Origin of the sequence: Fictibacillus sp. 7GRE50 (assembly GCF_015903875.1) — a bacterium.
Taxonomy (GTDB): Bacteria; Bacillota; Bacilli; order Bacillales; family Fictibacillaceae; genus Fictibacillus; species Fictibacillus phosphorivorans.
In genome coordinates, this window is the sequence record NZ_JACZDW010000001.1 from 469,460 (window position 1) to 495,339 (window position 25,880).

At 35.7% G+C, this 25,880-nt stretch carries 28 protein-coding genes; 4 read left to right on the forward strand and 24 right to left on the reverse strand.

Going from position 1 to position 25,880, the window contains the following annotated elements; translation table 11 throughout:
- Nucleotides 1–342: 342 nt before the first annotated feature.
- From IHV12_RS02335 to IHV12_RS02355, 5 genes are all read right to left on the reverse strand, one after another.
- Nucleotides 343–1,614, reverse strand: coding sequence for a cytochrome P450 (locus tag IHV12_RS02335; RefSeq protein WP_197129687.1), 1,272 nt, complete (start codon nucleotides 1,612–1,614; stop codon nucleotides 343–345).
- Between the two features lie 374 nt (nucleotides 1,615–1,988).
- Entirely contained in the window at nucleotides 1,989–2,525 is a 537-nt protein-coding gene (gene resA / locus IHV12_RS02340) for a thiol-disulfide oxidoreductase ResA (RefSeq protein WP_197129684.1), read from the reverse strand.
- A 211-nt stretch (nucleotides 2,526–2,736) separates the two neighbouring features.
- Nucleotides 2,737–3,798: a copper resistance D family protein gene (locus tag IHV12_RS02345; protein WP_197129680.1), complete on the reverse strand. Its 1,062-nt coding sequence runs from the start codon at nucleotides 3,796–3,798 to the stop codon at nucleotides 2,737–2,739.
- On the reverse strand, nucleotides 3,795–4,340 hold the full coding sequence (locus IHV12_RS02350; protein ID WP_197129676.1) for a copper resistance CopC family protein: 546 nt from the start codon (nucleotides 4,338–4,340) through the stop codon (nucleotides 3,795–3,797). The genes IHV12_RS02345 and IHV12_RS02350 overlap by 4 nt, the downstream gene beginning before the upstream one ends.
- Nucleotides 4,341–4,358: 18 nt before the next feature.
- Nucleotides 4,359–4,877: a PCYCGC motif-containing (lipo)protein gene (locus tag IHV12_RS02355; protein ID WP_312035280.1), complete on the reverse strand. Its 519-nt coding sequence runs from the start codon at nucleotides 4,875–4,877 to the stop codon at nucleotides 4,359–4,361.
- Nucleotides 4,878–5,299: 422 nt separating this feature from the next.
- Here IHV12_RS02355 and IHV12_RS02360 point away from each other — a divergent pair, with 422 nt between their 5' ends.
- The gene (locus tag IHV12_RS02360) at nucleotides 5,300–6,043 is read left to right on the forward strand and encodes a YwmB family TATA-box binding protein (protein WP_197129673.1); all 744 of its coding nucleotides are present in this window, start codon (nucleotides 5,300–5,302) and stop codon (nucleotides 6,041–6,043) included.
- Nucleotides 6,044–6,224: 181 nt separating this feature from the next.
- On the opposite strand, the gene IHV12_RS02365 is transcribed toward IHV12_RS02360, so the two are convergent.
- Both IHV12_RS02365 and IHV12_RS02370 read right to left on the reverse strand, forming a co-directional pair.
- Nucleotides 6,225–6,620, reverse strand: coding sequence for a sporulation protein (locus IHV12_RS02365; RefSeq protein WP_197129670.1), 396 nt, complete (start codon nucleotides 6,618–6,620; stop codon nucleotides 6,225–6,227).
- A 274-nt stretch (nucleotides 6,621–6,894) separates the two neighbouring features.
- A complete protein-coding gene (locus IHV12_RS02370) occupies nucleotides 6,895–7,455 on the reverse strand; it encodes a zinc dependent phospholipase C family protein (RefSeq protein WP_197130015.1) in 561 nt (186 codons plus the stop codon).
- Nucleotides 7,456–7,867: 412 nt separating this feature from the next.
- Here IHV12_RS02370 and IHV12_RS02375 point away from each other — a divergent pair, with 412 nt between their 5' ends.
- Entirely contained in the window at nucleotides 7,868–8,752 is an 885-nt protein-coding gene (locus tag IHV12_RS02375; protein WP_197129666.1) for a peptidylprolyl isomerase, read from the forward strand.
- 315 nt (nucleotides 8,753–9,067) lie between these two features.
- On the opposite strand, the gene IHV12_RS02380 is transcribed toward IHV12_RS02375, so the two are convergent.
- The 17 genes from IHV12_RS02380 to IHV12_RS02460 form a co-directional block, all read right to left on the reverse strand.
- On the reverse strand, nucleotides 9,068–9,511 hold the full coding sequence (locus tag IHV12_RS02380; protein WP_197129663.1) for a JAB domain-containing protein: 444 nt from the start codon (nucleotides 9,509–9,511) through the stop codon (nucleotides 9,068–9,070).
- Between the two features lie 329 nt (nucleotides 9,512–9,840).
- Entirely contained in the window at nucleotides 9,841–9,990 is a 150-nt protein-coding gene (locus IHV12_RS02385; protein ID WP_312035279.1) for a hypothetical protein, read from the reverse strand.
- A gap of 163 nt (nucleotides 9,991–10,153) precedes the next feature.
- Complete coding sequence (locus IHV12_RS02390; RefSeq protein ID WP_197189695.1) at nucleotides 10,154–10,537, reverse strand: CBO0543 family protein; 384 nt, start codon at nucleotides 10,535–10,537, stop codon at nucleotides 10,154–10,156.
- A gap of 364 nt (nucleotides 10,538–10,901) precedes the next feature.
- Nucleotides 10,902–11,468 carry a hypothetical protein gene (locus IHV12_RS02395; RefSeq protein WP_197129653.1) on the reverse strand — a complete coding sequence of 189 codons (567 nt, stop codon included), beginning with the start codon at nucleotides 11,466–11,468 and terminating at the stop codon, nucleotides 10,902–10,904.
- Between the two features lie 13 nt (nucleotides 11,469–11,481).
- Nucleotides 11,482–12,570 (reverse strand): lysozyme family protein, encoded by a 1,089-nt coding sequence (locus IHV12_RS02400; protein WP_197129650.1) that lies wholly within the window; start codon nucleotides 12,568–12,570, stop codon nucleotides 11,482–11,484.
- 12 nt (nucleotides 12,571–12,582) lie between these two features.
- Nucleotides 12,583–14,412: a CD3337/EF1877 family mobilome membrane protein gene (locus tag IHV12_RS02405; RefSeq protein WP_197129647.1), complete on the reverse strand. Its 1,830-nt coding sequence runs from the start codon at nucleotides 14,410–14,412 to the stop codon at nucleotides 12,583–12,585.
- Nucleotides 14,413–14,426: 14 nt separating this feature from the next.
- Nucleotides 14,427–14,765 (reverse strand): hypothetical protein, encoded by a 339-nt coding sequence (locus IHV12_RS02410; protein ID WP_197129644.1) that lies wholly within the window; start codon nucleotides 14,763–14,765, stop codon nucleotides 14,427–14,429.
- Nucleotides 14,766–14,785: 20 nt separating this feature from the next.
- Nucleotides 14,786–17,227 carry an ATP-binding protein gene (locus IHV12_RS02415; RefSeq protein WP_231607360.1) on the reverse strand — a complete coding sequence of 814 codons (2,442 nt, stop codon included), beginning with the start codon at nucleotides 17,225–17,227 and terminating at the stop codon, nucleotides 14,786–14,788.
- A complete protein-coding gene (locus tag IHV12_RS02420) occupies nucleotides 17,224–17,640 on the reverse strand; it encodes a TcpE family conjugal transfer membrane protein (protein ID WP_197129641.1) in 417 nt (138 codons plus the stop codon). Before IHV12_RS02420 ends, IHV12_RS02415 begins: the two co-directional genes overlap by 4 nt.
- Nucleotides 17,641–17,676: 36 nt before the next feature.
- Nucleotides 17,677–17,901 (reverse strand): hypothetical protein, encoded by a 225-nt coding sequence (locus IHV12_RS02425; RefSeq protein WP_231607359.1) that lies wholly within the window; start codon nucleotides 17,899–17,901, stop codon nucleotides 17,677–17,679.
- Between the two features lie 13 nt (nucleotides 17,902–17,914).
- Nucleotides 17,915–18,865 carry a conjugal transfer protein gene (locus tag IHV12_RS02430; protein ID WP_197129637.1) on the reverse strand — a complete coding sequence of 317 codons (951 nt, stop codon included), beginning with the start codon at nucleotides 18,863–18,865 and terminating at the stop codon, nucleotides 17,915–17,917.
- Nucleotides 18,866–18,882: 17 nt separating this feature from the next.
- Nucleotides 18,883–20,769 (reverse strand): type IV secretory system conjugative DNA transfer family protein, encoded by a 1,887-nt coding sequence (locus tag IHV12_RS02435; RefSeq protein ID WP_197129634.1) that lies wholly within the window; start codon nucleotides 20,767–20,769, stop codon nucleotides 18,883–18,885.
- Entirely contained in the window at nucleotides 20,753–21,466 is a 714-nt protein-coding gene (locus IHV12_RS02440; RefSeq protein ID WP_231607358.1) for a hypothetical protein, read from the reverse strand. Before IHV12_RS02440 ends, IHV12_RS02435 begins: the two co-directional genes overlap by 17 nt.
- 517 nt (nucleotides 21,467–21,983) lie before the next feature.
- Nucleotides 21,984–22,898: an ATP-binding protein gene (locus tag IHV12_RS02445; protein WP_197129631.1), complete on the reverse strand. Its 915-nt coding sequence runs from the start codon at nucleotides 22,896–22,898 to the stop codon at nucleotides 21,984–21,986.
- Nucleotides 22,804–23,691 carry a phage replisome organizer N-terminal domain-containing protein gene (locus IHV12_RS02450; RefSeq protein WP_197129628.1) on the reverse strand — a complete coding sequence of 296 codons (888 nt, stop codon included), beginning with the start codon at nucleotides 23,689–23,691 and terminating at the stop codon, nucleotides 22,804–22,806. The genes IHV12_RS02445 and IHV12_RS02450 overlap by 95 nt, the downstream gene beginning before the upstream one ends.
- 26 nt (nucleotides 23,692–23,717) lie before the next feature.
- Nucleotides 23,718–23,981, reverse strand: coding sequence for a group-specific protein (locus IHV12_RS02455; protein WP_197130003.1), 264 nt, complete (start codon nucleotides 23,979–23,981; stop codon nucleotides 23,718–23,720).
- Between the two features lie 82 nt (nucleotides 23,982–24,063).
- Complete coding sequence (locus IHV12_RS02460; RefSeq protein ID WP_312035278.1) at nucleotides 24,064–24,321, reverse strand: helix-turn-helix domain-containing protein; 258 nt, start codon at nucleotides 24,319–24,321, stop codon at nucleotides 24,064–24,066.
- Nucleotides 24,322–24,456: 135 nt separating this feature from the next.
- Between IHV12_RS02460 and IHV12_RS02465 the strand changes: the two genes are divergently transcribed.
- On the forward strand, nucleotides 24,457–24,852 hold the full coding sequence (locus IHV12_RS02465) for a helix-turn-helix domain-containing protein (RefSeq protein WP_197129622.1): 396 nt from the start codon (nucleotides 24,457–24,459) through the stop codon (nucleotides 24,850–24,852).
- Entirely contained in the window at nucleotides 24,830–25,861 is a 1,032-nt protein-coding gene (locus IHV12_RS02470; protein ID WP_197129619.1) for an ImmA/IrrE family metallo-endopeptidase, read from the forward strand. Before IHV12_RS02465 ends, IHV12_RS02470 begins: the two co-directional genes overlap by 23 nt.
- Nucleotides 25,862–25,880 lie beyond the last annotated feature (19 nt).

The window sequence follows — 25,880 nt, forward strand, 5'->3', positions numbered from 1 at the left end:
CTCATCCCAAACATTCAAACATCCATTTGAATGTATTATATGTAAATTGAAGAGGACGTGTCAACATTCAAGAGTAACTCCAGCATTTTGAAACCCTTTAATCTCAATTTGATGTAGTTTGTCGTGGTTGCACCATCTTTTGTTTGAGTAGTTCAGATATAATTCACCATAAACATTTTCATTTTGTTGTTTGTAATAAGTATGGTTAAGGTTTTTTTTATTAATTGGACACACATAAATGGTTTAGAACGGATTGATTCCCACATAAGAAAGCCCGTTTTTAACTTATTAGCAAAAACAGGCATTATCCAATAAATTAATTAGGTTACATTAAAACCCCATTCAAGAGTCAGTAGTCAGCTTTGGTTTAACATTTTTTATTACTACTTTGCTTTTTGGAATACTCGGCATGCTCACCAAGCTGTAACTTAAATCCTGATCTGGAACTTCATATTTCATTTGATTAACCAGATAATCAAGACTTACTTTCATAACTTCAATTGTGACCCATTCTCCAGCACAGCGATGACCCATAAATTGATCACCACCACCTTGTGGAATGAAGCTAAAAGGGCTTCCTTCCCATCTGGCAAAGCGCATCGGATTGAATAAATCAGGGCTTTCCCATACTTCTGGATCATGATTGGTACCATAAAGATCAAGTAATGTTAAGGTATCTTTTTTAAACTCATAGCCCTTCCAGACAAAATCTGTTTTCACCAGTGCCGCAACACAAGGAAAAAATGGAAAGAATCGGCGCACTTCCTGTATAAACATATGAAAATATTTTTTATAGCAGGATTGAAGTTTTTTCCTTTCTTCCGGATAATGATGCAATGCGAGCGCTATGAAATTGATAAATATAGCGTTCGCGACAATTGGTCTCAAGATATTGATTACTTCAACAGCAGCGGTGTTGATATCCAGAAGCTTTCCTTCTAGATCTTTATGCCAGGTAAATACATGTAAAGCAGTATCTTCTGGAGGATTTATTTTCCCATTACGCACCTTATTAATTAACTCGACAATCCACTTCTCCACGTTATTACGTGCATGTCTACCAAGCCAATGATTAAGGCCAATTGCGGCTGGAGTCTCGAACATCGCTGCTAAGTCTTTTGTCATTTTTTTAACATCAGCATCTTCTATAGGAACTCCCGCCCATTGACACGCCGTTCTGCACATAATTTCCTTCACTTCTTCATAGAGGGTAATTTTGTCTTTCCGTTCCCATTTATTTAGAGCTGTCATCCATTGAATTTTTGTAATGTTTGTTAGTTTTCGGATTCCTTGGGTAGTCATAATGGACATAAACATTTCTTTCCGATGTTTGTGATCTTGTCCATCCAATGCCTGAACACCATTTTTCCCAAACAATGTTTGAACTGCTCGATTTGGTGCTGCACTTTTCCTTTTGAATTTCTCAGGGTCATAAAAAATTTCAGTAGCTTCCATCCCGACCATGCATATTGCTTTTTTTCCAAGTAATCGTGTCTCAAAAACATTAGAATTAAAGCCTTGACGTCTATTTAAAATGTATCTATAACCCTCTCTAATGAAACTTAATGAATGATCTATTCCTTCCTCTCGAGGCATTTTACGTATTTCTGACATATCATTTACCTCCACTTCAATTAGTAATGGTTTATTTATTAACTATTCCTTATTAACTTTTAATAAACTTACACATTCTATACGGTGCTCAAATTGATATAATTTAACCTTATTAATGATAAGGATAAGGTCTTCAAACATGAAACTTTTGCATCCAAACTTGCAGCAACGGAAAGTCTTCACAAAATAAACATTGAACCGCCACACTTTATTAACGTTTTTAAAAAGAATTACATCTTTCTATTAAAGATGGAAGATGAATGTTATCTTATAGCCATCCCTAGAACAACTTATGCAAAAGAAGCCTCCCACGAAAATTTAGTGGGAGGCTTTTTTTAATTTCTTCTCTTATTCATTTAGCTAGTAAAATGCACTTATTTCTTCTCTTTAGGTACGATTTGATTCATAAAGGAAATGATGTCTTTTTCACTTAAGCTAGCGGTAGTCTTTTTTACAATTTTTCCGTTCTTATCAATCAAAACCGTTGTGGGTATCGGTCCAATCCCAAAAGCTTTAGTTACTTCTCTATCTTTATCCATAGGAATTGGGAAAGACAAGTGGTATCTATCTACGAAGTTCTTGACTGACACGTTAGACTCAGCTATGTTAACGGCTAGAATCTCAACCCCCTGATCTTTATATTTTTGATATTGTCGTTCCATATAAGGCATCTCCCGCTCACAAGGTTTACACCAAGTACCCCAAAAATTCAAGAAAACTCCTTTGCCACGATAATCAGATAATTTCACAGATTTTCCGTTCAAGTCTTTCAATACAAAATTAGGCGCTTGATCTCCAACCTGAACGAGAGAATTTTTTTCCTTAAAAAGGTTTATATAGAGCGTGTATCCAATTACTAGTACAAAAACACCTAGAATCAGACTCCTGTAAATAAATCGATTTTTTTTCATTTTTAACCCTTCGTTATCATATTTTTTTTCTTTAAAACTAATGTGGCCAAACTTCGATCACTCCTAAATAAAATATTACCTTATACATATTGCTCATTTATTTCAAACCCTTATTGAAAATATAGCAGTTAAATTTGTATAAAGTGTGAAGAAATAAAAATTAATACACATAAATAAAAACATCCTCCGGCTTTTCAGCCGAAGGAAAACACTACAAAGTTATATTAAACATAAAACCAAAATATAAAGTCACGATAAAAGCTAGACCAAAGGACAAGGCTAAAACTGGTTTCGCATTTTTTCTAAAGCTGATTAATATCAATAGCAAGAACAATACAGAAAGTAAACCTAAAATAACACCTAACATGGTTGGTTCTAATTGAATTTGGAAAGAAGACGGTATTTTACTTCCAAGGAAGTGCAGCATCCATGGAGCGGTCTCCACCGATTCATGAGGCGGTGACAAGGTTCCTAGTCTACTTGTAAAGAAAAATACGATCAATAATATAAGGCTTTCGATCCTCATCCAAGAAAGGGGTTGAAAGGACCAATCAGCCTTTGTTTTTTTAGCCAGTATCCCGTTGATGACAGCAAACACGAGAACGGGGATTATGCTGATATGTTTAAGCAGTAACATCTGACCATATGGAATAGCCCAGGAGTTAAGATATTCGCTTGGTTCCACGACTTTAAACATGATAAAGATGCCACTCATAAAAAGGATAACCACACATCCTATGGCTACCGGATTAAACCATCTTAAGAACTTCGCCCAGTTTTTTGCTTCCTTTGAAAACCAAGCTACTTGAAGTAGAATCCCTACCCAAACGCATACACTTAAGAAATGTACCGTATGAAGGAAAAAGCCTGACCAAAAAGATAGTGAGGCAACATGGCTCGCATATCCTACAGAACCTATCAATAGGAGCAGCCAAAATGCTTGCAAGTGTTTGGAACCTTTTAAGAATAAGGTCACCCATAGCATTACAGAAACAATCGCTGTGATAATCCAGCCTTTTCCAACGTTGAATTGTGTGAGAACCAAGTAAGTGGTATGTCTAAAACCAAAATCCTCTGCAAAATAATTGATGACATAAAGTACCGGGCCGAAGGAAAAGAGTAAAACCCCTAGTGGCATGATTAGCAATAGTGTTCTAGAAGTTATGATCTTCGGCTGTTTGGATTCTGGAACGTACTGTAAAATCACATGTCCAACGAGTAACGAAAAGAAAACATAGTTTAAGAATTCAGCGAACGGAATGAAACCGGTCATGACTTCATCTTCTTGATTCTGAAGAAAAAGACGATAGTGCCAATCACAAAGCCGATGATGATAAAGAATATCGGACTAAGACCCTCATCCTTTTTTGTATTCTCTTTGGTTAACCCTTTTTCTTCATCTTTTTGTTTATCAGAATCCGTTTCTGTTTCGTTTTCCACTGGTGAATCTACTTTTTCTTTTTGTTCGACTTGAACGTTGAACGGGATTTCTCCGTCAATAGGATGACCGTCCGTTCCGATTATCTTCCACTGGATCTTGTATGAGCCATTTTCTAATGAACGAGGCAACATGCCACTCATTGACTTTTCTTTGATCTTAACGGAATCAAGTTCAATCTCTTCCCCATCATCCTTAACGACCTTCATCGTACTTAAGTTCTCAACCTTTGTTTCGAATTGAAGGGTTATCTCTTTTAGTTCCTCTTTCACTATATCGCCATCTGCAGGACTTGATGATTTTAGTCCTGTATGAGCACTTGTGAGAGTTGGTACCATAAACGTAAGTAAGCAAAGCATTAACACAAATTTTTTCATATAAAATCACCTGTTTCTTTAAATTTCTGGAGTGGGTGTTGGTTTTGCATATCCCTTTTCATACGTTGAGTCAATTTTTTCTCGAATTTCTTTTATGGATTTGCCTTTGCTGTAATCAAGTACGGATTTTGCGGCAATTTCTAAACATACTCCGCACTTTGTCCCATGATCATCCCATACCAGAGAACCATCTGATTTATTTTCATTTATAAAACAATCGTAGTTATTCTTATGACCCGCTTCTTCACCACAGCCACAATAACAGGGCATCTTCTCTAATAACTCTTTATGCATAGCAGCAGCTTTATAGATAATCTGCATGTTTTCTGGTTTTTCAGATAAAAAAGAGGGAAGCGTCTCCATGTTCTTTGTTTCTTCTCTAATATCTGAGACCCCATGATCTGACTTTTGACTGCTTGATTCAGATTTATGATTGCTATGTTCAGCATTGCTCTTCTTAGGCTCATCTTTTGAACATGCCGTAGCTAATAAAAGGCATAAAACGAGCAGATAAGGTACTATTCTATTTATGTTCACAGTTTCTCACTCCTAAACAGTTAGCGGTTTAGCTTCAACGTTATTGTAATAAAAGAAAAGCCCCTCGTATAGACGGTTCACAATATATACATATATAAACAAATAAAAAAAGCAGTGAGTTGTCTCGCCACTTTTCACAAAGTAGTAAATAAAATTCACTTATTATTTTGTTTATAATTTCAGCAATCTATAAGATCATTCCTGCACACTTTTAAATAAACATATATAATCATTGTTTTTTACTTCGATTTTCTTCTTCTCGTTTATGACCTTCTAATAACAAATGGAAGAAGAAGTCGATCCCTTTGTTAAATCCTAAATATTTCGCACAAAAATATGGAATGATTTTAATGTTAGTGAATCTAGTAAACTTGTATAATTTCATCTCTAGCTGGTAATCCTTTAATTATGGGGTGAATACGATGTTAAACAAGAAGAGAAGGAATTTATTTTTAATTGTATTTTTATTTGGTATTTTTTTATTGAATGAGAAAAATGCTTTTAGTTTCTTTAAGGAAAATCAATTGTTGGATATAATAGAAGGGGTAAAAAAACAGGAAATAGAAATAAAAAATTGGTCTATGTTAATAAAGAAACCTATTGTTCAAACGAAAAGCAAAATTGAAATTAATAAAAAAATAGAGCAAATTAAAACTGAACAAAAAGGATTTACATGGTCGATCGAACCTTCACAAGGAAAGCACTATAAAATGATAGGGATGAGGAAAAATTTTACAGGGAATGTCAGTGAGAGAATATTGATTATCTTTTATCCTGTAGAAAATAATAGATATAATTTGAGTGTCACATACGCTGTACTTGGTAAAGGCTGGAACAGAAATGAATGGAATCGCATTTCAAAGGAATACGAGTCGGAAATGAATCGCTTTTCTGTATTTTACGCCGTTGAAGGTGTTAAAAAGCTTAAGGAACCACTAAAAACGGAAGCAACAAAGTTATTAAATCGGTTCTCTGCAAATACAGTAGAGGGTTTGTATGAAAAAAACTTCATATCAGTATCTGCTTATAATAAGATTTGGAAATCAAAAATTCCATTAGGAAATCAAAAATTTATGAATCTACACATTTCTTATCGAACTTCAAACGGTAATAATAATGATACAACCGTAACGATCGGCACCCCTATTATTACATCGGAGTATTAAAGCTGTTTTTCGGTTTGCTTCATAAATTTTTAACGTGTTAAAAAACTTTTACATGTTTGATATCATTATTATAAGAACATATGATAAATAGAACTTATCCCAACCCCATTTTTGTGTAGATATAGAAAGGTCATGCCTACTTAGAGGCATGACCTTGTTGTTTACGCCGTATATAAAAAGTTTAAGATTTGAACACTATTTTAATAACATCTTCATCATCACTCTTTAATCCTTCGTTAAAAATTAATTTTGTTTTAAAGTAATAAGACTCTTCTTGTCGAGACGCTACAAGTGATGAAGGCAGTTCGAAGGTAAATGGAATCCTAGTTTCTTCGTCTGCGTTTATGATTGTAGAAGTATGAATAGTGAAAGACTTAATTACTTGCTCCGTCTGCTTATTTATATTTTGATAAATAAGATCGCAATCTACTCTTCTAATTCCTTGTTCGATAATCCCTCCGTTTATATTGAAGTGCCCGACTACAATCTCACCAGGATAATAAGTGTCCTTCTCTAACAATAAGTCAATTTTCGCTGAACCAATTCCAATTAATGCTGTGTACTTTCTAATTAACATATAGGTCCCTCCATATTAAAAGATAAATTTCCAGTTTCAATAGTGACAAAACATTAGCAACAGCCTAGTGAAAGAAAAAAGACCTATGCTATTTTGCGGCATAGGTCTTAGAATTCAAAAAAGACCTCTACCAACAGGTAAAGGTCTTGCTAACAACAGCGTGTTGCCAATACAGCCGAGAGTAAACTCCGAATTGACGACTATACTGTAAAAGCTACTCCCCTTTAGGAGAAATATATTTTTTTCTGAAATCTCTTTAGATAGATATCGGTCATTAAGCTGTTTTACTGACCGTGTTAGAATAAATTTTTTCCAGAATGAAAGTGCATAAAGCACTGCAAACATTAACTGAATACACTACATCTCTCATGTAATCGCTCTCCAATTCATACTCTGCTAACAATTCTTTCAGAAAAAAAGATACGCTTTCTTTAGAGTAATCCTTTACCGCAGGCAAGGTCAGTCGATTTACCAAATTCAAAGTCTTTACCTTATTATCTAATGTTGCTTCATACTTCACGTGAGGTATCATGTAATCTTTAAATTCCCACCTTTGATTATGTGGAACGCAAAAAAAGTCAGTAACAAAATGGCAAATGACACCCATTTCAATTTCAATTCTTTTTTGTTTTTGTTTATCTAATAAATGGATTGCTGGTGTATTAATAAGAGCAACAACTTTATCTACGACAAAATCAAAACTCTCTTCTATATAATGTTTTCGTTTGGCAAGTTCAGGAACAAAATCTGGTTTCATATTAGCCCAATAGAATGTTGATTTGTTTAAGTCATACTGAACATTTTCTTTAACATGTGTCTTTATATGAAAAGCCATCACTTTATGTGAATATGCAAACAGAATAAACAGTCCTTTCTAATAGAAACATTATTTTCATAAACATAGTACATTCGTGAAATTTAGTCAACTTGTGTAATGTTTTTATATGTTATTAATTAATCGATTACCGATAAATGTCCCGGTCTAATAAGCTATGTTAAGGAAACATGAAATGGATAACCTAAATTCGAATAAATGATAAAGTACTGTATACACCGTATTTTGGTTAATACTCATTGTAAGCTCTGGCTTCTCTATGTGTGCGTATATTGCCTTTTTGATTGAATAAGATAATTTAAAACCCTCTTTAAAAACTTTGTAATTTCTCTCATATTCCCAGTTTAGAATCCCAAAATGATTATGGTATATCTACAAACACTAAGAAAAAATGACCTTGGAGGGTTTATAATTGAAAAGATGGATGCTTTCGTTAGGATTAATGACAGGACTCCTTGCATTGTCAGCTTGTAGTTCTGGAGAAGCTTCAGATTCAGAAGCTATTGTAGAGTCGAACGTGGGAGAAATCACGAATGAAGATCTTTACGCTAAATTAAAAGCTCGATACGGAGAACAAGTTCTTAGCCAAATGGTTGACCAGATGGTACTTGAAAAAAAGTATAAGGTAACTGACAAAGAAATAAAAAAAGAAATAGAAAAGATCAAGAAAGAATCTGGCGGGGAAGATGCGTTCAAAAAGCTTCTTGAACAGAACGGAATTACTGATGAAAAAGCACTTGAAGATCGTATAAAAACTATGCTCGTCAGCCAAAAAGCCACAACAGATGGCGTGAAAGTTTCAGCAGAAGAAATGAAGAAAGCATTTGAAGAAAAATTCAAAACTGAGGTTAAGGCTAGTCACATCCTTGTTGACGATGAAAAAACAGCACAAGAAGTAAAAGAAAAACTCAATAATGGTGGAGATTTCGCAAAGCTAGCAGAAGAGTATTCAAAAGATCCTGGATCAAAAATGAAAGGTGGGGATCTTGGCTTTTTTGGTAAAGGAGCCATGGTACCTGAATTTGATAAAGTTGCTTTTACAATAGAAAAAAATAAAGTAAGCGATCCGATTAAATCTAATTATGGCTATCACATCATTAAAGTGACTGATAAACGAGAGAATACTTTTAATGATAAAGAAAAAGAAATAGAAGAACAAATAAAACAAGAAAAAGCAAAACCAATTACTGAAATCGTAGAGAAGCTTCGCAAAGATGCAAATGTAAAGGTTAATGACAAAGAGCTAAAAGGGATCTTAGAGAAGAAGCAAGAACAAACTCCTCAAATGCCTCAATAATTTTTTTTTCAAAACTCGTTTTCGTAAATAAATAGCAAAGAATTCAAAAGAGCATCTAATACGATGCTCTTTTTTGATGGGATCGTAAAGGTAAAGACCACCATTTAGTAAACATCATACGTATAAAATAAAACTTAAATTGTGCTGGTATTGCTTTTATTGTGTCAGCACATTATTGTGCGCTTCAAAGCATTTCCGATTGTGAATCACAGTAAAGATAAGGGGAGCGTTTTCTCTCCTTTAAGGTACTTGGACATTCCATTTCTGAGAAAATAAGAAATAAAGGAAGAGATTTTCATCTCCTCCTTCTATGCTTTACATGCAGCCTTTTTCTTTTAAGCTTGTATAGTCTGCATCGGCATTTACTATCAGATGATCTAATACATCAATGCCAAGCATCTTGCCGGCTTCTGCTAATCGCTTCGATACTGCAATGTCTTCTCCGGATGGTGTGATATCTCCACTTGGATGCTGGTGCGAGACGATAATCGAAGCTGAGTTGTTTAAGATCGCCGCCTTGAATACCTCTCTTGGGTGAACAATACTTGAATTAAGAGCTCCTACATGACATCGGTGGACGGCTACAACTCTATTTTTCGTATTGAGACACATCACGAGAAATACTTCCCTGTCTTCATCTCCTATGAATGCAGCTGCAATCTTTGCTCCATCGATTGGTGAACGAATCATGTGACTCTCTCCTTCTCTCACCTCTGCGATAACTTGCTTGATTTGAAGAATTTCATACAGTTTTTCCATGCTTCAACAGCTCCCTTCTTTGTTTGAAGGCCAACTAATCTTTGCGATAAGAGCTGTCAAGGGACTTGAAGTTTGTGCAAGTTTTTTGGAGTGTTATCAAAAAAGTTCACAAAGTTTGCGGAGAGATAGCGAAGCATCCCTTTACTGATCTCATGAGCGAACGATTACACTTAAGAGAACAAAGAGGAAAGAGAAAATACTTTTTATTTTTCGGTTAAAAAGTACATCTAATAATTTAATTCTTGCTATTGACCTTCAACAATCGCACCAGTTAGTTGAAAAGAAGATCTTTGATAAGGAGTAACCTACCCCATTTTAATTGGTATTTGTCAGCCACCCTCTATACAAGTTGCAGTAGAGCTCCCAACAGCAGTATTTAATTTTTCAAGAAGTATAGATAGATGTTGTTCTTCCACTAATGTTTCTAAGGATTGATTTATAATTGGGATACGATATTTATTGAAAATTTCTGCCGTCATTTCCCAAACTTCAACTATTGCTCGGGGGGACATATTTGATTGTATAACCACTCTATTCTCCTTTTGCTTAATTTTATTTTAGATCTGATTCAATAAACCTCGCCTTTTGTTCAATAAAATAGTATACTTCTCCTTTTTGAAGAATTCACAAAGTTAGTGCAATCTAATTTAAAACGTTGTTTTTTACTAAAGCTTTATAGTAAAAATACAATAAAAAATAAGGTGCAAGATATGAAAGAAAAGTCCAACCTATATTCCAATTGTTACTGTATTCAACCCTTCCAATTATTAGATAAATGAACTCTAGTCCTGTTGTTACTAAAGAAAAAACTAATATAGTGAATAAAGCTTTTTTGTATTTTCGTATTAATAATATAAGTAAGAATGCCAAGATACTGTATAAACCTAAATTGAATGGCAGCTCAGCAATGGTATCATCATCAAATGGTTTTACGTTCCAAAAACCAAAATAAAAACCGAGTTCATCAACAAAAAAGGCTAATACACTTCCGAATGGAGCTATCGTTAATAGAAGTGCTTTATTCATTTTTTTGTGAAACATTAATATTATAGACCAGGGAACTAGGAAGGCAACAAAAATGTTAAAGAACATAATTAAATAATCACCCCTATCATTTTTCCTCTTATCCTTTCTAAATTTGACTGTTTCTATTGGTAATTAACACAAACTATCCCATAAAAGAGTTATTCTTGAGTGGAGGACTAAAAAATGTAAAAATATTATTTACTCCCTGCCATAAAAGGAACTTTATTCATCCCTTATGCTTTAGGTGAACATTCTACATTATTCATTTAACATCCTGCTTTTCAACTAACCCTTATTCTAATATCTGGCCCATTGAATAAATATAAGAAAAAAGATGTCCTTTTTAGCAAGACATCTTTCATTTTTATAATGGTTCAGCATCTAATTGTTCAAATCCATTGACTAACCACTTCTCTCCTTCCTTTTGTAAAAAGACTTCCAAAGTAATACGAGAGTTTTCTTTTTGATTATTAGCTAAAGATGTTATAGTCTCCTCAAATGTAACGACAGCACTACTGTTCTCACCTTCATTTTTGATGTAAACCCTTGAATCATTGACTTCATGTTCATAGAGAAGCTTTTCCCCTTCTTCAGTAGAAAAGTACTTGTTGAACAGTTCTTGTGTTAATACTGTTTTTGCTTTTTCACATCTTTGTTCAAGTTGATCATCTTTCACATGAAACATGGACTGTATAAAAACATTAATGCTCTCTTCAATCTTTGCATTTTCAGTTTCGTTGACTTCTTTTTCGTTCATTCTAGTATTGGTTTTTAAAAATTGTATTTGATCTTCTTTTCGTTCAACTTCTTTTGTAAGTCTATTAATTTGGACAGCTTGCTGATCGATTGTTCGAAAGCCGAACCAGATAAGTAGAATTAATATAATCGTGAAACCTAATAAACCTGTCTTTACTATGAATTCCTGTTTCAAATTTTCCTCCTCCCTATAAACCCAGTAGAGTATGTGGATTTAGGTGATTACTCCATTTGGATTCTTTAATTTCAAAATGGAGATGGGGACCTGTTGAATTTCCTGTGCTACCGCAAACTCCAATATTCTGACCGCTTTTGATCGATTCACCTTTTCTAACATTCGCCTCCGATAAGTGAGCATAACCGGAATATAAGTTATCTCCATGTTTCAATATAACTAAATTCCCATAACCTGCAGCTCCGTTTTTATTTTTATGAAAACCAGAATAAACGACTTTTCCTTCACTTGCTGCATGAATAGGTGTTACATGATTGATACAACCAAAGTCGATACCTTTATGATTCTCTTTGCTACCATCAGACCAAGTTCTCCATCCGAATCCACTGGTTACGTTCTTCAAACCTTTTATAGGAGACGACCAATCCCCCTTTCCTGAAGCAGGAAGAGTGTAATCATAGTACTGCAAAACGGCATCCACATAGCCAATATCTCCATAGCAAGCTTGCTCCGCTAAAGATTCAGGGCGTACGCAGCTATAAAGTCCAGTGTGTGCTAACTTTTGATATTGTTGTTGTGAAAATGCAATCGCTAGCTCTTTTGTATACTGCCCTCCATTTTGGTTCACATAGTCGATGAAGCCACTACCAAAATTATAGCTTTGAATGGTCGTTTTCAAATCACCCTCTGCTTCCTTAAGCATTGCAGAAAAGTACTTTACACCTTGCTCAATAGATTTTTCAGTATCTTTAATACACCCAACACTTCCACATAAGCTTTCACTCGCTTGCATTGGATCGTCACCTTTTCCTCCCGACTCTTGCATCATAATAGCAAGTAGAACACTGACATATTCGCTCACTTCGTATTCTTTTGCGTATTTCTCTACCGTTGCTTTATGTTTAAGGACATTTTGACTGACATTAGCCGTTCCTTCTTCTAACGTATTGTTTTTACCACCAAATAATTGATCAGCCATCATTAATACCATAAAGGCACTTCCGAAAAGCAGTCCAATAAATAGAATGATAGGTAGCAGATATTTCAGTACCAATACCCATATGGCTGTCTTCACTTTTACTTCTACAGCTTGTCTTATCAACTGGCATCCCTCCTAATCCTTGCTAGACGAACGAAGTCGGGGTGTTCGATTTAACTTTCCATGGGTCTGCTCCAATTGATTTTCGAAAGTCTTATCTTTTATTTGGTACGGGTTTCTTGCTGAAGATTGAGTCCGTTTAGGAGAGGTCATCGATTCTATTTTTTGTTTACGTGCATTTAATTGCTCGTTCTTGTCAGGGTTAGTGATTTGATTGGATGGTGAAGTTTTCTTATTTTTCATTAAGAAATTCTGTTCATCCTTATTGAATGATTGATGTTTTAATTTCTTCGGTTTCCGGTATTGGGATGGTAAGAATGAAGAATGGGAAGATGATTGTTCCATGGCAACAGCGGTGTCTTGTTTGGGTTGGTTGGGATATTTAAAGCTTCTTGAATGGGAACTACTAGTCTTTCCATTGGGACGAATAGGATGAACGTTTCCTGAATGTCTGCTTGAAGAGCTGTCTTGATCATTGGTATTTGTATTTTTTATTGCTGAGAATCTTCTTATAGGTTGACGAAGTTGTGAAACAGCACCTTGCATACCTCGTTTTGCTTTACTAATAGATTTACGATTTAAAGTAGATGCCCCCATTTGATGAAGATTTGGTGTAGCACCCTCTAACATACTAAGAGCAAACTGACGCTTGGAGTACATGAAGACGATTGCCACACAAAACATGATTTGAATAAAGATTCTGTAATAAATGTCATCCGACATGTTTGTCATCTCATACCCCAATGAAATAAAACTAGTCGCCACTAGTACAAAGAACATCGTCACTGACTTAAAAAGAATGAGAATGGTTGTCCCTTTCAGGTATCTGCCAACCAGTGCTTCAAAACTTGGAAACAGACTGATAAAAATCATGATGGGTGCTAAAAGCAGCATCATGATAAAAGCGAACTGCAGCATCACACGAATTAATGCGATAAAGAAAAACACGACACCTTGTATAACCGTTGAAAGTATCATAACGAGAATGTAACCGGCTTGCTTCCATCCATTACCCGCAAAGATATTTTTGTTATCGTATTGATCATATTCTTTCTGAGCAATTTCTTCTCGTTGTTTTACCCCTTCCTCAATTCTTGGGTCTGCTTTTAAGTAGTCACTGATTCGATTAGTATCTTCGGCCAGTATCTTCTTTTCCTGTGTAGTCCCATACTGTAGTAGTAGGTAAGGTTTATAGATTAACGCATCAAATACTTTATTCTCAATGCCAATAGAAACATTTTTTGCTGTGTTCTTATCAAAGCTATTAAACTGAAAAGCATCATCATCATTAAGAGTTGGATTGACACTCATTACAGCATTTTCTAGTGATGTAGAAAGACCATGTGCAAGGTCGATATAATTGAACTTCTTAGATTGAATGGAAAATAGGAGAGTAAGGCTTAGTAGAATTAGAGTTAATAGTTTAAAGAACGCCTGCCAGTTTTGTTGAATATAGGATCTTACAACGATTCCAATGGAAGCTACAGACAGTGCAAACAAGCCAAAATTAAATGTAAGGGTGCCGGCAGTTCCAGCTGTTATTTCATGGACGGCATCCTTTGTCATGTCCACTACATCGAGCGAAAAGAGTTGATAAACGACCATCATCGTGATTTGTGAAAGTACAATATTGATCATCCAAAAAAAGTTTTTCACCGCAGTTGCAGTCGCCGAACCTGTTTTCGCTGCGACATCCCACCAGCCATCATCCGCGTATGACATTAACTCATACGCAGATTCATCTCGTTCTTTCGCCTTTCTTTCCGTTTCTTCTGCAAAAACCACACTCGATTGAAATATGAGCAGAAGTAAGAAAAAGAAGGAAAGGAAAAATGGATGTTTCACATCCTTCACCTCCTCTAGTAATTAACACATTGATCGGAGTTAGATTTATAATTATTTGTTCCATAGGAGATTTTATAATCTTTCATAATAAAATCTCTATTATATTTATCATCCTTCGTTTTCCAGGAAACAATATAATCGCCCTTAAATTCTGATTTTCCATTTTCGATAGCTTCACAAGCTTTTACTAGCTGAATATCTTCTGCAGAATAATTCCCATCCTTAATTACTTTTTGTTCCAGTGCTTTCTTTGAAACGGCTTCATGAGTCTTTTTTCCATCAAGTCCAAGTTCGTTTGTCCCACATCCTCCTAAAAGGAAAACCCCTAATCCTATTAAAATCATTTTTTTCATAAGACTCTCTCCTCTCATGTTCAGCGAAAAGCTTCTTCCATTTGTACGGCTTGTGATTCTTTTTCAGTCGTTTTGAATGCTTCAAACCATTCGTCAAACAGGATATCAATTGCGATGGCTTGATTGCGGCCAAGATGGTCTTGGAATAGACACATACCCGACTTCAGAGAACTGACTACTTCGATATTTGCTTGGTTTTCCTCCATATCATAAAAACGTAAGATAGGTCTGATCGAATCATCTGACTTAGGACGGAACGAAAACTTGATTCCGATCTGTTCTTTAGTGGTGTCTACATTGAAGTCATCGAATGCTTGTGTAACAAGAACAATGTCTGTTCTCAGTGATCTGCCTGTTCGTAACATTTCATCGATAAGGTTCTGTCCATCTGCTGATCGTTTGAGTGTCCATGCTTCATCAAAAATGATCATGGCTTCTTCCTCTTGATTGGTAGAAAAAGTATGAACATATTTAGAGATTGACATCATCAGGCAAAGACCGATACGTTCTTCCTCGTTCATGTTTTCAGATGCAGGCAAACGCAGCCCCTGTAGTCCTAGTACATTAATCTGCTTTTGAAAATCAAGTCCTTTAGAATCTTCCTTTCCAAATAACATTCTCCCTAGTCCGTGCCGATATTTTTCAATGAATTTCCCAAGCGTATGATCTTTCTTCTGAATTCTTTGAAGTACTCCTGTTAGAGTAGGATTACTTTCTTGGTTAACTTCGTCAATGATGGCGTCATAGATTGTTACACTTTCATCACGAGATCCTCTAACTTCTGCTAACGTATTTAAAATCATCATTGCTGTTTGAATCGCTTGGTCGCCTTTTAAAAAGACGAGTGGATCTAGAGCACCGTGATACACACTATCTTCAGAAAGATGAATAAAGTTGATACGTTCGTATAGCGAGCGAAATTCTGGAATTTCACCAAATTTCTTGAGTGCCCTTTGATAATACCGTTGAAATTCATTCTTCGGATCAATATAGAGCACTTTTGAACCAAAAAAGGTACTCCAAGTAAAGAAATTCTTAACAAGCATCGACTTTCCGCTGCCTGGGGGACCAGTTATCAGGATGTTCCCATTCGTATGATCAGCTCCTGAGATTGCCTTTTTGGTCAAAAGGGGATTAAAGATGACTACGTTATTATTGATCTCTCTCGCTTGTTCCACATGAGATAATTTCTTTCCAGTTACCACTTTCCCTAGAACCATGCCAAACCGATTTCCTACACGATTGTTCAAGTTCATCCCAGTTTGTGCCAGATAAGATTCATCGACAACTTGTTCGAAGTACTGATAATCCACATATGAAGCTGGTAGGCTTTGTGAAAAAAGAGTAAGTTGGTCTACCAGAGGTTTTGTGACTTGAAACCCCGTATTTTTAAATAATGTTTGAAGAGCTCCTATCTTTTCATCCAATCCATTTTTACTAACGTCTGAGACAACAAGCGTAAATGTCATGAACAATAGCTGCCGTTTATTGGACTTTACATCATCAAGTAAGGTTGTTAGTCTGTCAGATGCCATCTCGACAATTCGGTCATCGTCTGCGGTATGAGTGGATTGAATTTCACGATCAAAGTTTGTGAATCGACGTTTTAATTTTCTCACTTGCCGAGCATTAGATCCGTTTTCCTTAAAATGATATCGAATCTGTATTTCAACAGGAAACGAAACACTCTCTAATATATCTTGAATGAAACGATAACCTTCAATAAAAGCCGGCATTTCAATGAAAGGCAGAAACGTTAAAAATTCTTTATGATTTTCGTGTGTAACGGTTAAGTAGCCGTACTCGTTCTTAATGACACCCTCTGTTAGATTATAAGAACCTTCAGGTATCGAAAAAAGATCACTGGTCCGATGAAACATATAATAGATCAGTTTATCCATCTCATCTTCACTTAGCTTTTGGAGGTGTTTAAGATTGGAAGCTTTAGAACTAAAGGTACGTTCCAACTCTTCGTAATAGCTAAAATCATCTTCTGCCTGCGTCTGAAAAAACATCATTTTAGAAACATCTTCTCTTACTCTCTTAAAAAAGAGGGAGATTAGTTCACCTGCGTTTGCGGATACTGCATCATCTGTTTTGTTCAAATGAACGCCTACATATACATCGTATTCATGTAAGAACACTTCTTCCTGTAATACCCTTGAAGCACGGTTGAAGTACTTATGTCCGATATCTGAAAACTCACCTTGAACAATATGCTCATTTACCACTTTCGTAAATGTGTCAAAGTCAAATCTCTTTGGAAGAATCATAATGTGATAATCATATTCTTCTTGTGTTAAGAATGCAGCCGTGTTTTCCATATAGCGTTTAAAGTCGTTATCGCTGTTTAATCTGACATACTCTTCATCGAGCCGATAAAAAGCCCAAACCTGCTTGCGTTTGTTAAACGCCATATTCATATGACGGTGTGCGATTGGAAATTCCAATACGTCTTTCAATGGCTCTCACCTTCTTTTTTTAGAAGAAATGGTTCAAACGTTATTTCTTTCTCCAATTGGTCACTTGCTACTTCGATAAAATGTTCATAAGACATGTTCTTTGTTCTGTAAAAAGTAATACGGTCTCTAACAAAAGGAATAACCCCTTTATGGTCATACTTCAGATTGAAAACAATGAATGTAATCACACCTGGGATAACGGTCAAAAGTATCAGCCAGTTCTTTACGAAAAAACGAAACAGATTGGTGTCATTTTTAATCCCAACAAGTACAAAAGATAATAAAAGAACGGCTGCAAGAACGATAGCAAAGATCATCTTTCTGACTTCAAGTCCGTTGGCGAATTCAATCGACCAGATTCGGTAGATTTTGATGGGGTACTTGTATTCCTGCGTATAATTTTCTCCCTTCATCCCACTCTCCTCCATCCATTTTACGAACCAAAATGTTTATTGAAACAACGCATTTCCGAGACCTTTTGCTAGCTCTTGTAGTTGCGGACCGAAAAAGACAACGACCAAGCAGCATAAACCAAGCGTTAGACCTGACCAGAACTGACCCCAATCTTCTCTTGTATAAGCGACTAATGCCCGAATGACCATGATTAAAAGGACTAAGAAGCCAATCTGCGAGATCAGGTTTTGAGTCACTTCCTGAAGACTAAAATTTATCATCGTTTTTCCCTCCCTATTCGATTCGAGTAATAAAGAACTTATTGTTTTCTTTTTCAAGCTTTAACTCATAAGAATAAAGATCACTCATTGATGTCTCACTGTTCTGGTAATGAACATCAGCATTTACCGTGTATCCAGAATCCATTTTCACGGCTTCACGCACATTCACGTCTTGAAGTGTCTGGTCTTCTAACCCCCCAGTAACGTCAGCCATGAATGGCAACTTCTCATCGCTCACTCCATATGAAGTGAAAAAATCGTTTAAGAAAGACTCCAGGAGTTTTGTTTCAGTAGAAGTGACCGGTTCTCCTTCCGGCATTTTCCCTTCATAAGACATGGTAGTCTTTAAATCTTCTTGAATCATATTGGGGTTCTGATAGACCGCAAAACCCTCTCCGTTACTTGTTACTGGAACTATGATATCTGTTTCGTATTTAGTAGTATTCGGAATTGATCTACCGTCTTTTTCTTGAACCTCAGTAATTTCATAGACAGTCTGAAATTTGACCTTCGCTTCACGGTTACTGAGGTGTTTTGTATCAATGTATTGCAGATCAGTGACTCGTCGCTCTCCTTTAAAATCTTTCAAATCTGCGACACGTTTTAAATCAAATCCTGATACAAAGTACTCTGAGAGCTCACCTTTACGGTCTTGGCGTTCTTTTTCGTCTTTAGGTACAGTTAGATAACTTTTTAGAAAATCTTCGGTAAACACTTCGATAGAATCAGAATACAAAAGATTAGTTTTCTCTACTTCTTTTAGCTGGTCATGAACATTTTCTTCAGAGGCTTTGACGGAATTTCGGATGGCTTGATATTTCGTAAAGAAAACCACATTGAATAACAGTGATAGAAACATAACAGAAAAAAAGAGGATAGACGCTGTTTTTGCAGCGTTTTTTCTTGAATAGGATAAACGGCGTTTGTTTTTTGAAGTGGATTGTTTTTGTTTAGAAAAAAGCATAGACTGATTCACTCCCTTCAACCTTCTGCCAACGGATGGCGGACATAAATGATTTCTGGGTGAACTGATTCTCTTGATGCCTTTCTAGCAAAAATAAATTGTCCTTGACGTAAATCTCTTATTTCGTCGGGGGATATCTTAAATTTTTGAACATGCCGCAGTGTACCTTTGTCGGCTTTTAAATCAACTCGTTTTAAACGACCTTCTTGTTTTTCAGTTGTGATCGTCAGATCGATATCTTTGAATGTGCCAAGTGTGTTTGCCCAGGAATCAACTTCATCTGGATTGTTGGTCTGGCCGATGGCATACGTATTCGTATTCCCTACAACTTGCTTGGCAAGGTACGGATCATTCTTTTCAAGATCGGCTAGCGTTTGAGTCGCGATGATGCAATGAAAACCGGCAGAACGTGATTTGTTTACGGTATCTACAATTTTATCATTTGCATAGACTGAAAACTCATCATAGATTGCGAGGATGGGTTGATCTTTTAATTGATTACGGTTCCGATATGAAACCAGATAGTTAATATCTAGTATTAAAAAACGTGCGATGACTTTGATAAACTTGTCATAGATCAATCCATCAAAACTGACAAATAATGCTTCCTTCTCTTCACTGATTCGGATTAGATCCAGACTATTATCGGTCTCTTCAAAAAGATGCCCTAACTCGCTGTCTAACAAGAGATAGATCTGCGTACGAACGGATGAAGCATTTTTGAATAAATGATTCTCTCCTGCCTCTTCATGACGGTACCGTTTAAACAAACGTTCATAATTTTTTTCAGCCCGTTTGCTTCTTACTGGTTTTACTTTTTGTTTTGGAGCTTTCCCCTCTGGCTTCTTCGTATCTTTAGTTGGCAAAAATGAAGAATAGGAAGTGCTTACCACTGCCATTTCTGCTTGTTCTTCTTCTTCCACTTCGATAACATCTTGATTTAATACTTCAAGAATTTCATTTGGATCTAAATATTTTGCAAACGTCCATAAGTCCCGGGTAAATTCATAATCATCGATAAACTGAATAAGAGCCTGAACGAGAGACGTTGAAATGGAAGAATAATAATCACTCTCTGTTTCAATTAACTGCTCCAGTTTATCTTTAATAACGGTTGGTCCTCCATACTTCAAAGGATTGTATGTTAATTTCCCTTTATCAGAAAACACTTTCAAATTTCTGTCGTATCGTTTACATAAAGTTTCCACTTCTTCAATACTTTCAGATGATCCCTTCCCATCGATAAAGATAAAGGGCAGGTTCTTTATCAGTGCGTACTCTACAAAATTTAAAAGTAAAATTGTCTTCCCACCTCCTGTTGTGGCAGGAATAAACATATGTTGATTGATCTCTTTAAAATCCATGTAGTATGGCTTCCCATTTTCGGTTATTCCAAGAAGCAGCTGATCTTGTTCCTTCTGGTTCCTCCATTTCTTTTGCGCTTTTAGTGTCAGTTGGAACCGGTTCTTTTTCACTTTTTGATAGTGTGAAGACGATTTAAATGTATCCCGTTTTTCCTCTGTTGATTTTACTCGTTTTGAACGGTGGTAATCCGTCATCAGTGACCAGCCATATGAAACGAATAATCCCCCTGACATATACAAAAACAAAGAAGTATTTGTAAACTCCATCTTCTGTTTTACGATTCGCTCTAACCATGTAACATCAAAAGGCAGAACGCCATACAAACCTAAATAACTATAAGGATTAGTGTAGACGATAAAACAAAAACTGATCAATCCTAACACAGCGCATGAAAGGTGAATCCTGTTTTGTTTTACGATACGAAATAAGATAAAGAAAGGTAGAGAAAAAACTAATAAAGGAAAAAAAGCAAAAACACCTATCAACATCGCAATGCCTAATCCGAATTCTTTTCCTAAGTCTTCATTGCTTTTCGGCAAAGTGCAATAACCTCCTTATCAACTCCAGCTGCAACATATCGCTGACTATTCCTGTCTGTTGCGCATAAGAGATGACGGTATCACGGATACACTCATTCTCACACAGATACCTGACTTGGTTATACTGACCGTTAAGAATCTCATTTCGGTAACGATTCATTTTTTCGATGTAGCGCTTTGAAGATTTTCGGGTGAGTTCTACTTCACATGCGATCCTTTCACCATTCTCCAGAAGTACAAAATCCGGAATGCGATCCGCGATTCTCTTTAACAATGTTGTGTTTCTTCGGTCTGCTTTAGTAAAGTTCTGCTCGATATACTCACTCCTAAGTTCACGCTCTGTGATGAACTCAAATGGCTGGCCTGTTTTCTCAGCAATATTTTTAAGTGCTAGGATACAATCGATCATGACGAGTTGATGATTAAGGGTAGAGTAGTTAAATTTTGTAAACCGCGTTAATGAACTTCCGAGATATTCGACACCGCTTGGGCGCATGGCTAAGATCAATTGATAACCGATCTTCTCTTCAGTCAAAAAACCTAATGATAGCAATTTGCGCTTCGTTTGATAGACCGTGACATGTGAAATATTACCCTTTAGAAAAGCTGAGAGCTGAGTTGTCGTAATGACTCCAAAGCGATTGATAACTTGCAGTACTTCTTCTTGTTTTTCGGCTAACAGATTCATAGGCATCATTTCCTCTCCAAAGAAATCCTCCCTTCAATCTTTAACCAAATCGACAATTGATCAACAACTAAAAATCATTAGCTTCTTTTAAATCTCTTGACCTTGAACTTACCCACCTCCTCTACTCAAAAATCACTTCTCTTTAAAATCTATTAAATCCCTAAATTATACTGGAATAATATCACAGTCAAATATATACAACAATAGGACGTCCGCTCTATTTATACATCTGTCTTTCCACCTTGTGCTCCCGTGACCTCACAACACATGATGTTGGTGGTGTGAGGTCACGGGATTTCCACGGCGATAGCCTGGAAAAACAAGGTGGATTTTCCTTACTAGTCAATGGATACGGACGTCCTTCACCTTTAAAATGAAAATCAGGCTGATTTCGCACATTTTAAACACATTTTTAATGACCTTTGGAGAGGAATTTTAGCACAAACCTGTAATGTATTAAAAAACAAGTAAACATTTTTATAAATTATTTAATTATAAAAATAAATGAAATACACACATTTGTTTCCTAGCTTAGTCTCCGGTTCAAAATCTTCTTATCCCCTTTGATGATGACCATATAGTTCCTGCACATCTCATAGAGTCGCGATCCTAACGCTTCGTCCACTGCTTCTATTTCATCCACTGTTAATTCGGATGAAATTAATACTGGCAGATGGTTTAAGTAGCGGTAGTTGATAAGAGCATACATTTTTTCAATCTGCCATTCCGTTGCTCTTGGTCGTCTTAGTTGCCCTACTGGTTTGAATAGATCATCAATGAAGAGTACGTCTACCTTTTTCATCCGAACCATCTTTTCTTCTAGCTTTTCAAAATCGTCTTTTAGATCATCAAAGCCTTCAACATATGGAAAATATAGAACAGATATTTGCATCTTCTTGATTAAATGATTAGCTATAGCAGTCAGAAGATGCGTTTTACCCGCACCTGGTTGTCCGAGCAAGGCAATACTGTTTGTTCTCATTCTCCGGATATCACTAAAGTCTAAGATATATTCCTGGGTACATTGATAAGCATCTTTTATCAATTGATCCTTTCCTTCTGTGATAAAGTTGCTAAAGCTGTTATTACTGAATTCATCTGTGATTTCTGATGACCGAAGAAGTTTTTCAACATTTTTTTGTTTGATGCAGCTGCACCTTTCAGAATAGCTATCATGCCATTCCCATGCATTATCAGGACCACAGACTTTACCAAGATAATAATCAGACTCAGGTACTTTACTGGCAGGAACACAAGATTGTGTACCTGAGTTCCAATGCCATTCTGTATCTTTGTGTACACGATAAAAGATGATCTCTTTGTCTTTACATTTTGTACAATGATAATCATCTAGCCTTTCGGATGCGACCAACCTTTCCGCCGGTAATTGAAAATGCTTTTGACATAGAGATTCGATTATATGGTTCAGACGACTTTCCATTATTAATCTCCTTTCGATGACTTGCAAATTGAATATCCAGGGATTTCACATCATCTAAACTTTGAACATAGCTTTTAACCCATTTTGAAAGTATGCCTCTTGTATATGTCCACGAAGCTTTATCACAAGCAACAGACCTTTTTATTGCCTCTATCACTAGCTCTTCATTCAATACTTTTGTCCAAACATTTATCTCATTTATAATTTTTTGAGATGCCTTTCCTATATGCTTTTGGAAGTATTCATGCACTTTTGTAGTTTTGTTCTCATTCTTTTCTTCTTTCGTGTTCTTAAATGCATTTTCTATATTTATATCTTTATCTATTTCTATATCTAATTCTTTATCTATATCTGTTGCGTTACTATGCGTTACTGTAACGTTACATGTATCGTTACCTGCTTCAAGCTGCTTTTTTTCTCTATGTTTAGCCACACGATTTCGTGTCTGCTGCCTAATCTTATCAAGCCCTTCGACATTTTGATGCTTCTCCCAGTTACTGATAGCGATAAAGTTTTCATGACTGATTTCAATCATCCCAAAGTCTTCAAATGTCTTTAGTGCAAGTCTGACAATATTCAGCGGACGATTAAAAATGGTAGCCAGCATTTCATCTGTATAGGGAATGTTTTCGTTCAAGTAGATGTAACCATTGGCGTTTGTTTTTCCGGCTTGAGACAAAAGCTTTATCCAGATGATCAGAAGCATATCAGATTCAGGCATGTTCTCAATCAACCGGATCTTTTCATCCTCAAACATGTTCGTACTAAGTTTGATCCACTTCACTTCAGCCATTTTGAATCACTCCTTATTCAAATGATTTATCTTAATTGTAATAACCACTTGTTCAGGAATTTTTTCGTTTCCGCTGCTGGAAAATACCACTTCCCACCAACTTTGATTTTTGGAAATTCATTCTCATAAAAGAAATTATTAAGAATGGTATTCCAGCTCATACATGTTCGCCTTTTTAGTTCTTTTGTATCCCAATACACCAACTCAGTATCAAGCTTCTCCATTCTTTTTTCGATTGCATCGTAATACATTTCTTTGATTGCTTCCTCATCAACTTGTACTTCTAACAACTTAGGGGATCTTTCTAACTGCATAATACGATTTGACATTTAGAATCCTCCTCTTTTCAAAAGTCAGCTCCTGTTGAGGTAATCAAATGGAACGTTTATAATAATGACAATACGATTCTTTAACAAACCTTTTAACATTAACGTCAGCTAAATCCGGAAATAAATACTCAGGAGTTGTATTTAAGTAATTCGATAACTTAAATAATAGTTTTGCGTCAGGATTACCTCTGCCACTTTCAATATTTCTAATATGGCTTTCGCTAACATTAAGATCTATAGATAATTGGCGTTGGGAAATATTAAGCTTTTGGCGTAGTGATCGAAAACGTAATCGGCGCACATTAGCGTTCTCCAAAATATCACCTCATTTCATTTTGTGTTTTTAAATGACACTTAAAGCTTAACACGTCATTTAAAAGCGTGTCAATATATAAAACGTCATTTAAATAAACTTTTTTTAGTTGGGGGTATACTTATGAATGAAGAAAGAAAAAAAGTGATTGGATTACGAATTAAAAAGTGTAGGCAGGATAATAAGTTGTCACAGGAAGAGCTTGCACAGAAATTGGATATGAAGAGATCAAACGTAGCAAATTATGAAGCCGGAAGAGTAGTACCTCCTGGTAGTGCGTTGCTGGAGATGTCCGAAATCTTTAATGTAACAACGGACTATTTGCTGGGAAGTACAAATGATCCTTATTCAAAATTCTCATTAGAAGACAATGATTTAAAACAGATTCAAAGACAACGAAACAAACTTACCGGTAAGGACAGAGAAAGATTTGAAAATATGATAAAAATGTTAAAGCTTTCATTTCTAGACACTGAAAATGAAGAAGGTGATGAATTTGACGAAGAAGACGACCTATAAAGCCGACTTCGTTAAAGCACAGAAATCTGCAGATAATGTCTTAAAGAATAGTACTATAAAAGAGTTGCCTGTTCGGGTGAAACAAATCGTGAACAGTTTCCCAAATCTCAAAATAAGAACTTATTCTTGGTTTGCAAAAAAGAGAGGATTTTCACATAAAGAAGTTTGTAATCTCGTAAACAGTCATGAAGGATGCTGTTTATATTATGAATCCTTAGATGAGTATTTGATTTTATACAACGATAAGATACCTAGTAAGGGCAGAAAAAGATGGACTCTTGCCCATGAACTTGGACATTATGTCATGAATCATAACAAAATCAGCAATAATTCTTCCTTGGCTAGAAGTTCACTTACAGAAGATGAATACAACGAATTTGAAAGTGAAGCAAACTGCTTCGCAAGAGAACTATTAGCCCCTCCTCCAGTCTTAAACGAACTAAAGATCAATGACCCAAATGACATTTCTAATTTATGCGACATATCAAGTGAGGCTTCTATAAATGTATATAAGTTTATAAAGCAAGGTGCTCAATTTGGTATCAAGTATTCTCCAAGCCATCCTGTTATCCAATTATTTCAAGAATTCATTTTTAAGATTAAGAATACTCAACGATGCATGAGCTGTAATTATCTCTTTTCAAATGCTCAAGCAGTCTTTTGTCCAAGCTGCAACAGCAATAATCTAAGAAAGGAAGAAAATATTTACCGTAGTGATTTGAAGAATACGGCAATTATAACAAGTCAAAATTTGAACAAGACTCATAATGTGTGCCCTAATTGCGAAAATGGAGATTTACCTTCAGGTTCAAATTACTGCAATAAATGCGGTGTTTATTTAGTAAACAAGTGTTCTGGGTATGCTTATGAAGATTCACACATGAATATTAAATGGCATGATTTCCATGGAGGTTGTGGTGAATTACTTCATAAGACATCTCGTTATTGTCACAGATGCGGTTCATCCTCTACATACTTTGCAGATGGGTTATTAAAAATAGAGAATTAATCATAAAAATTAATTGCTT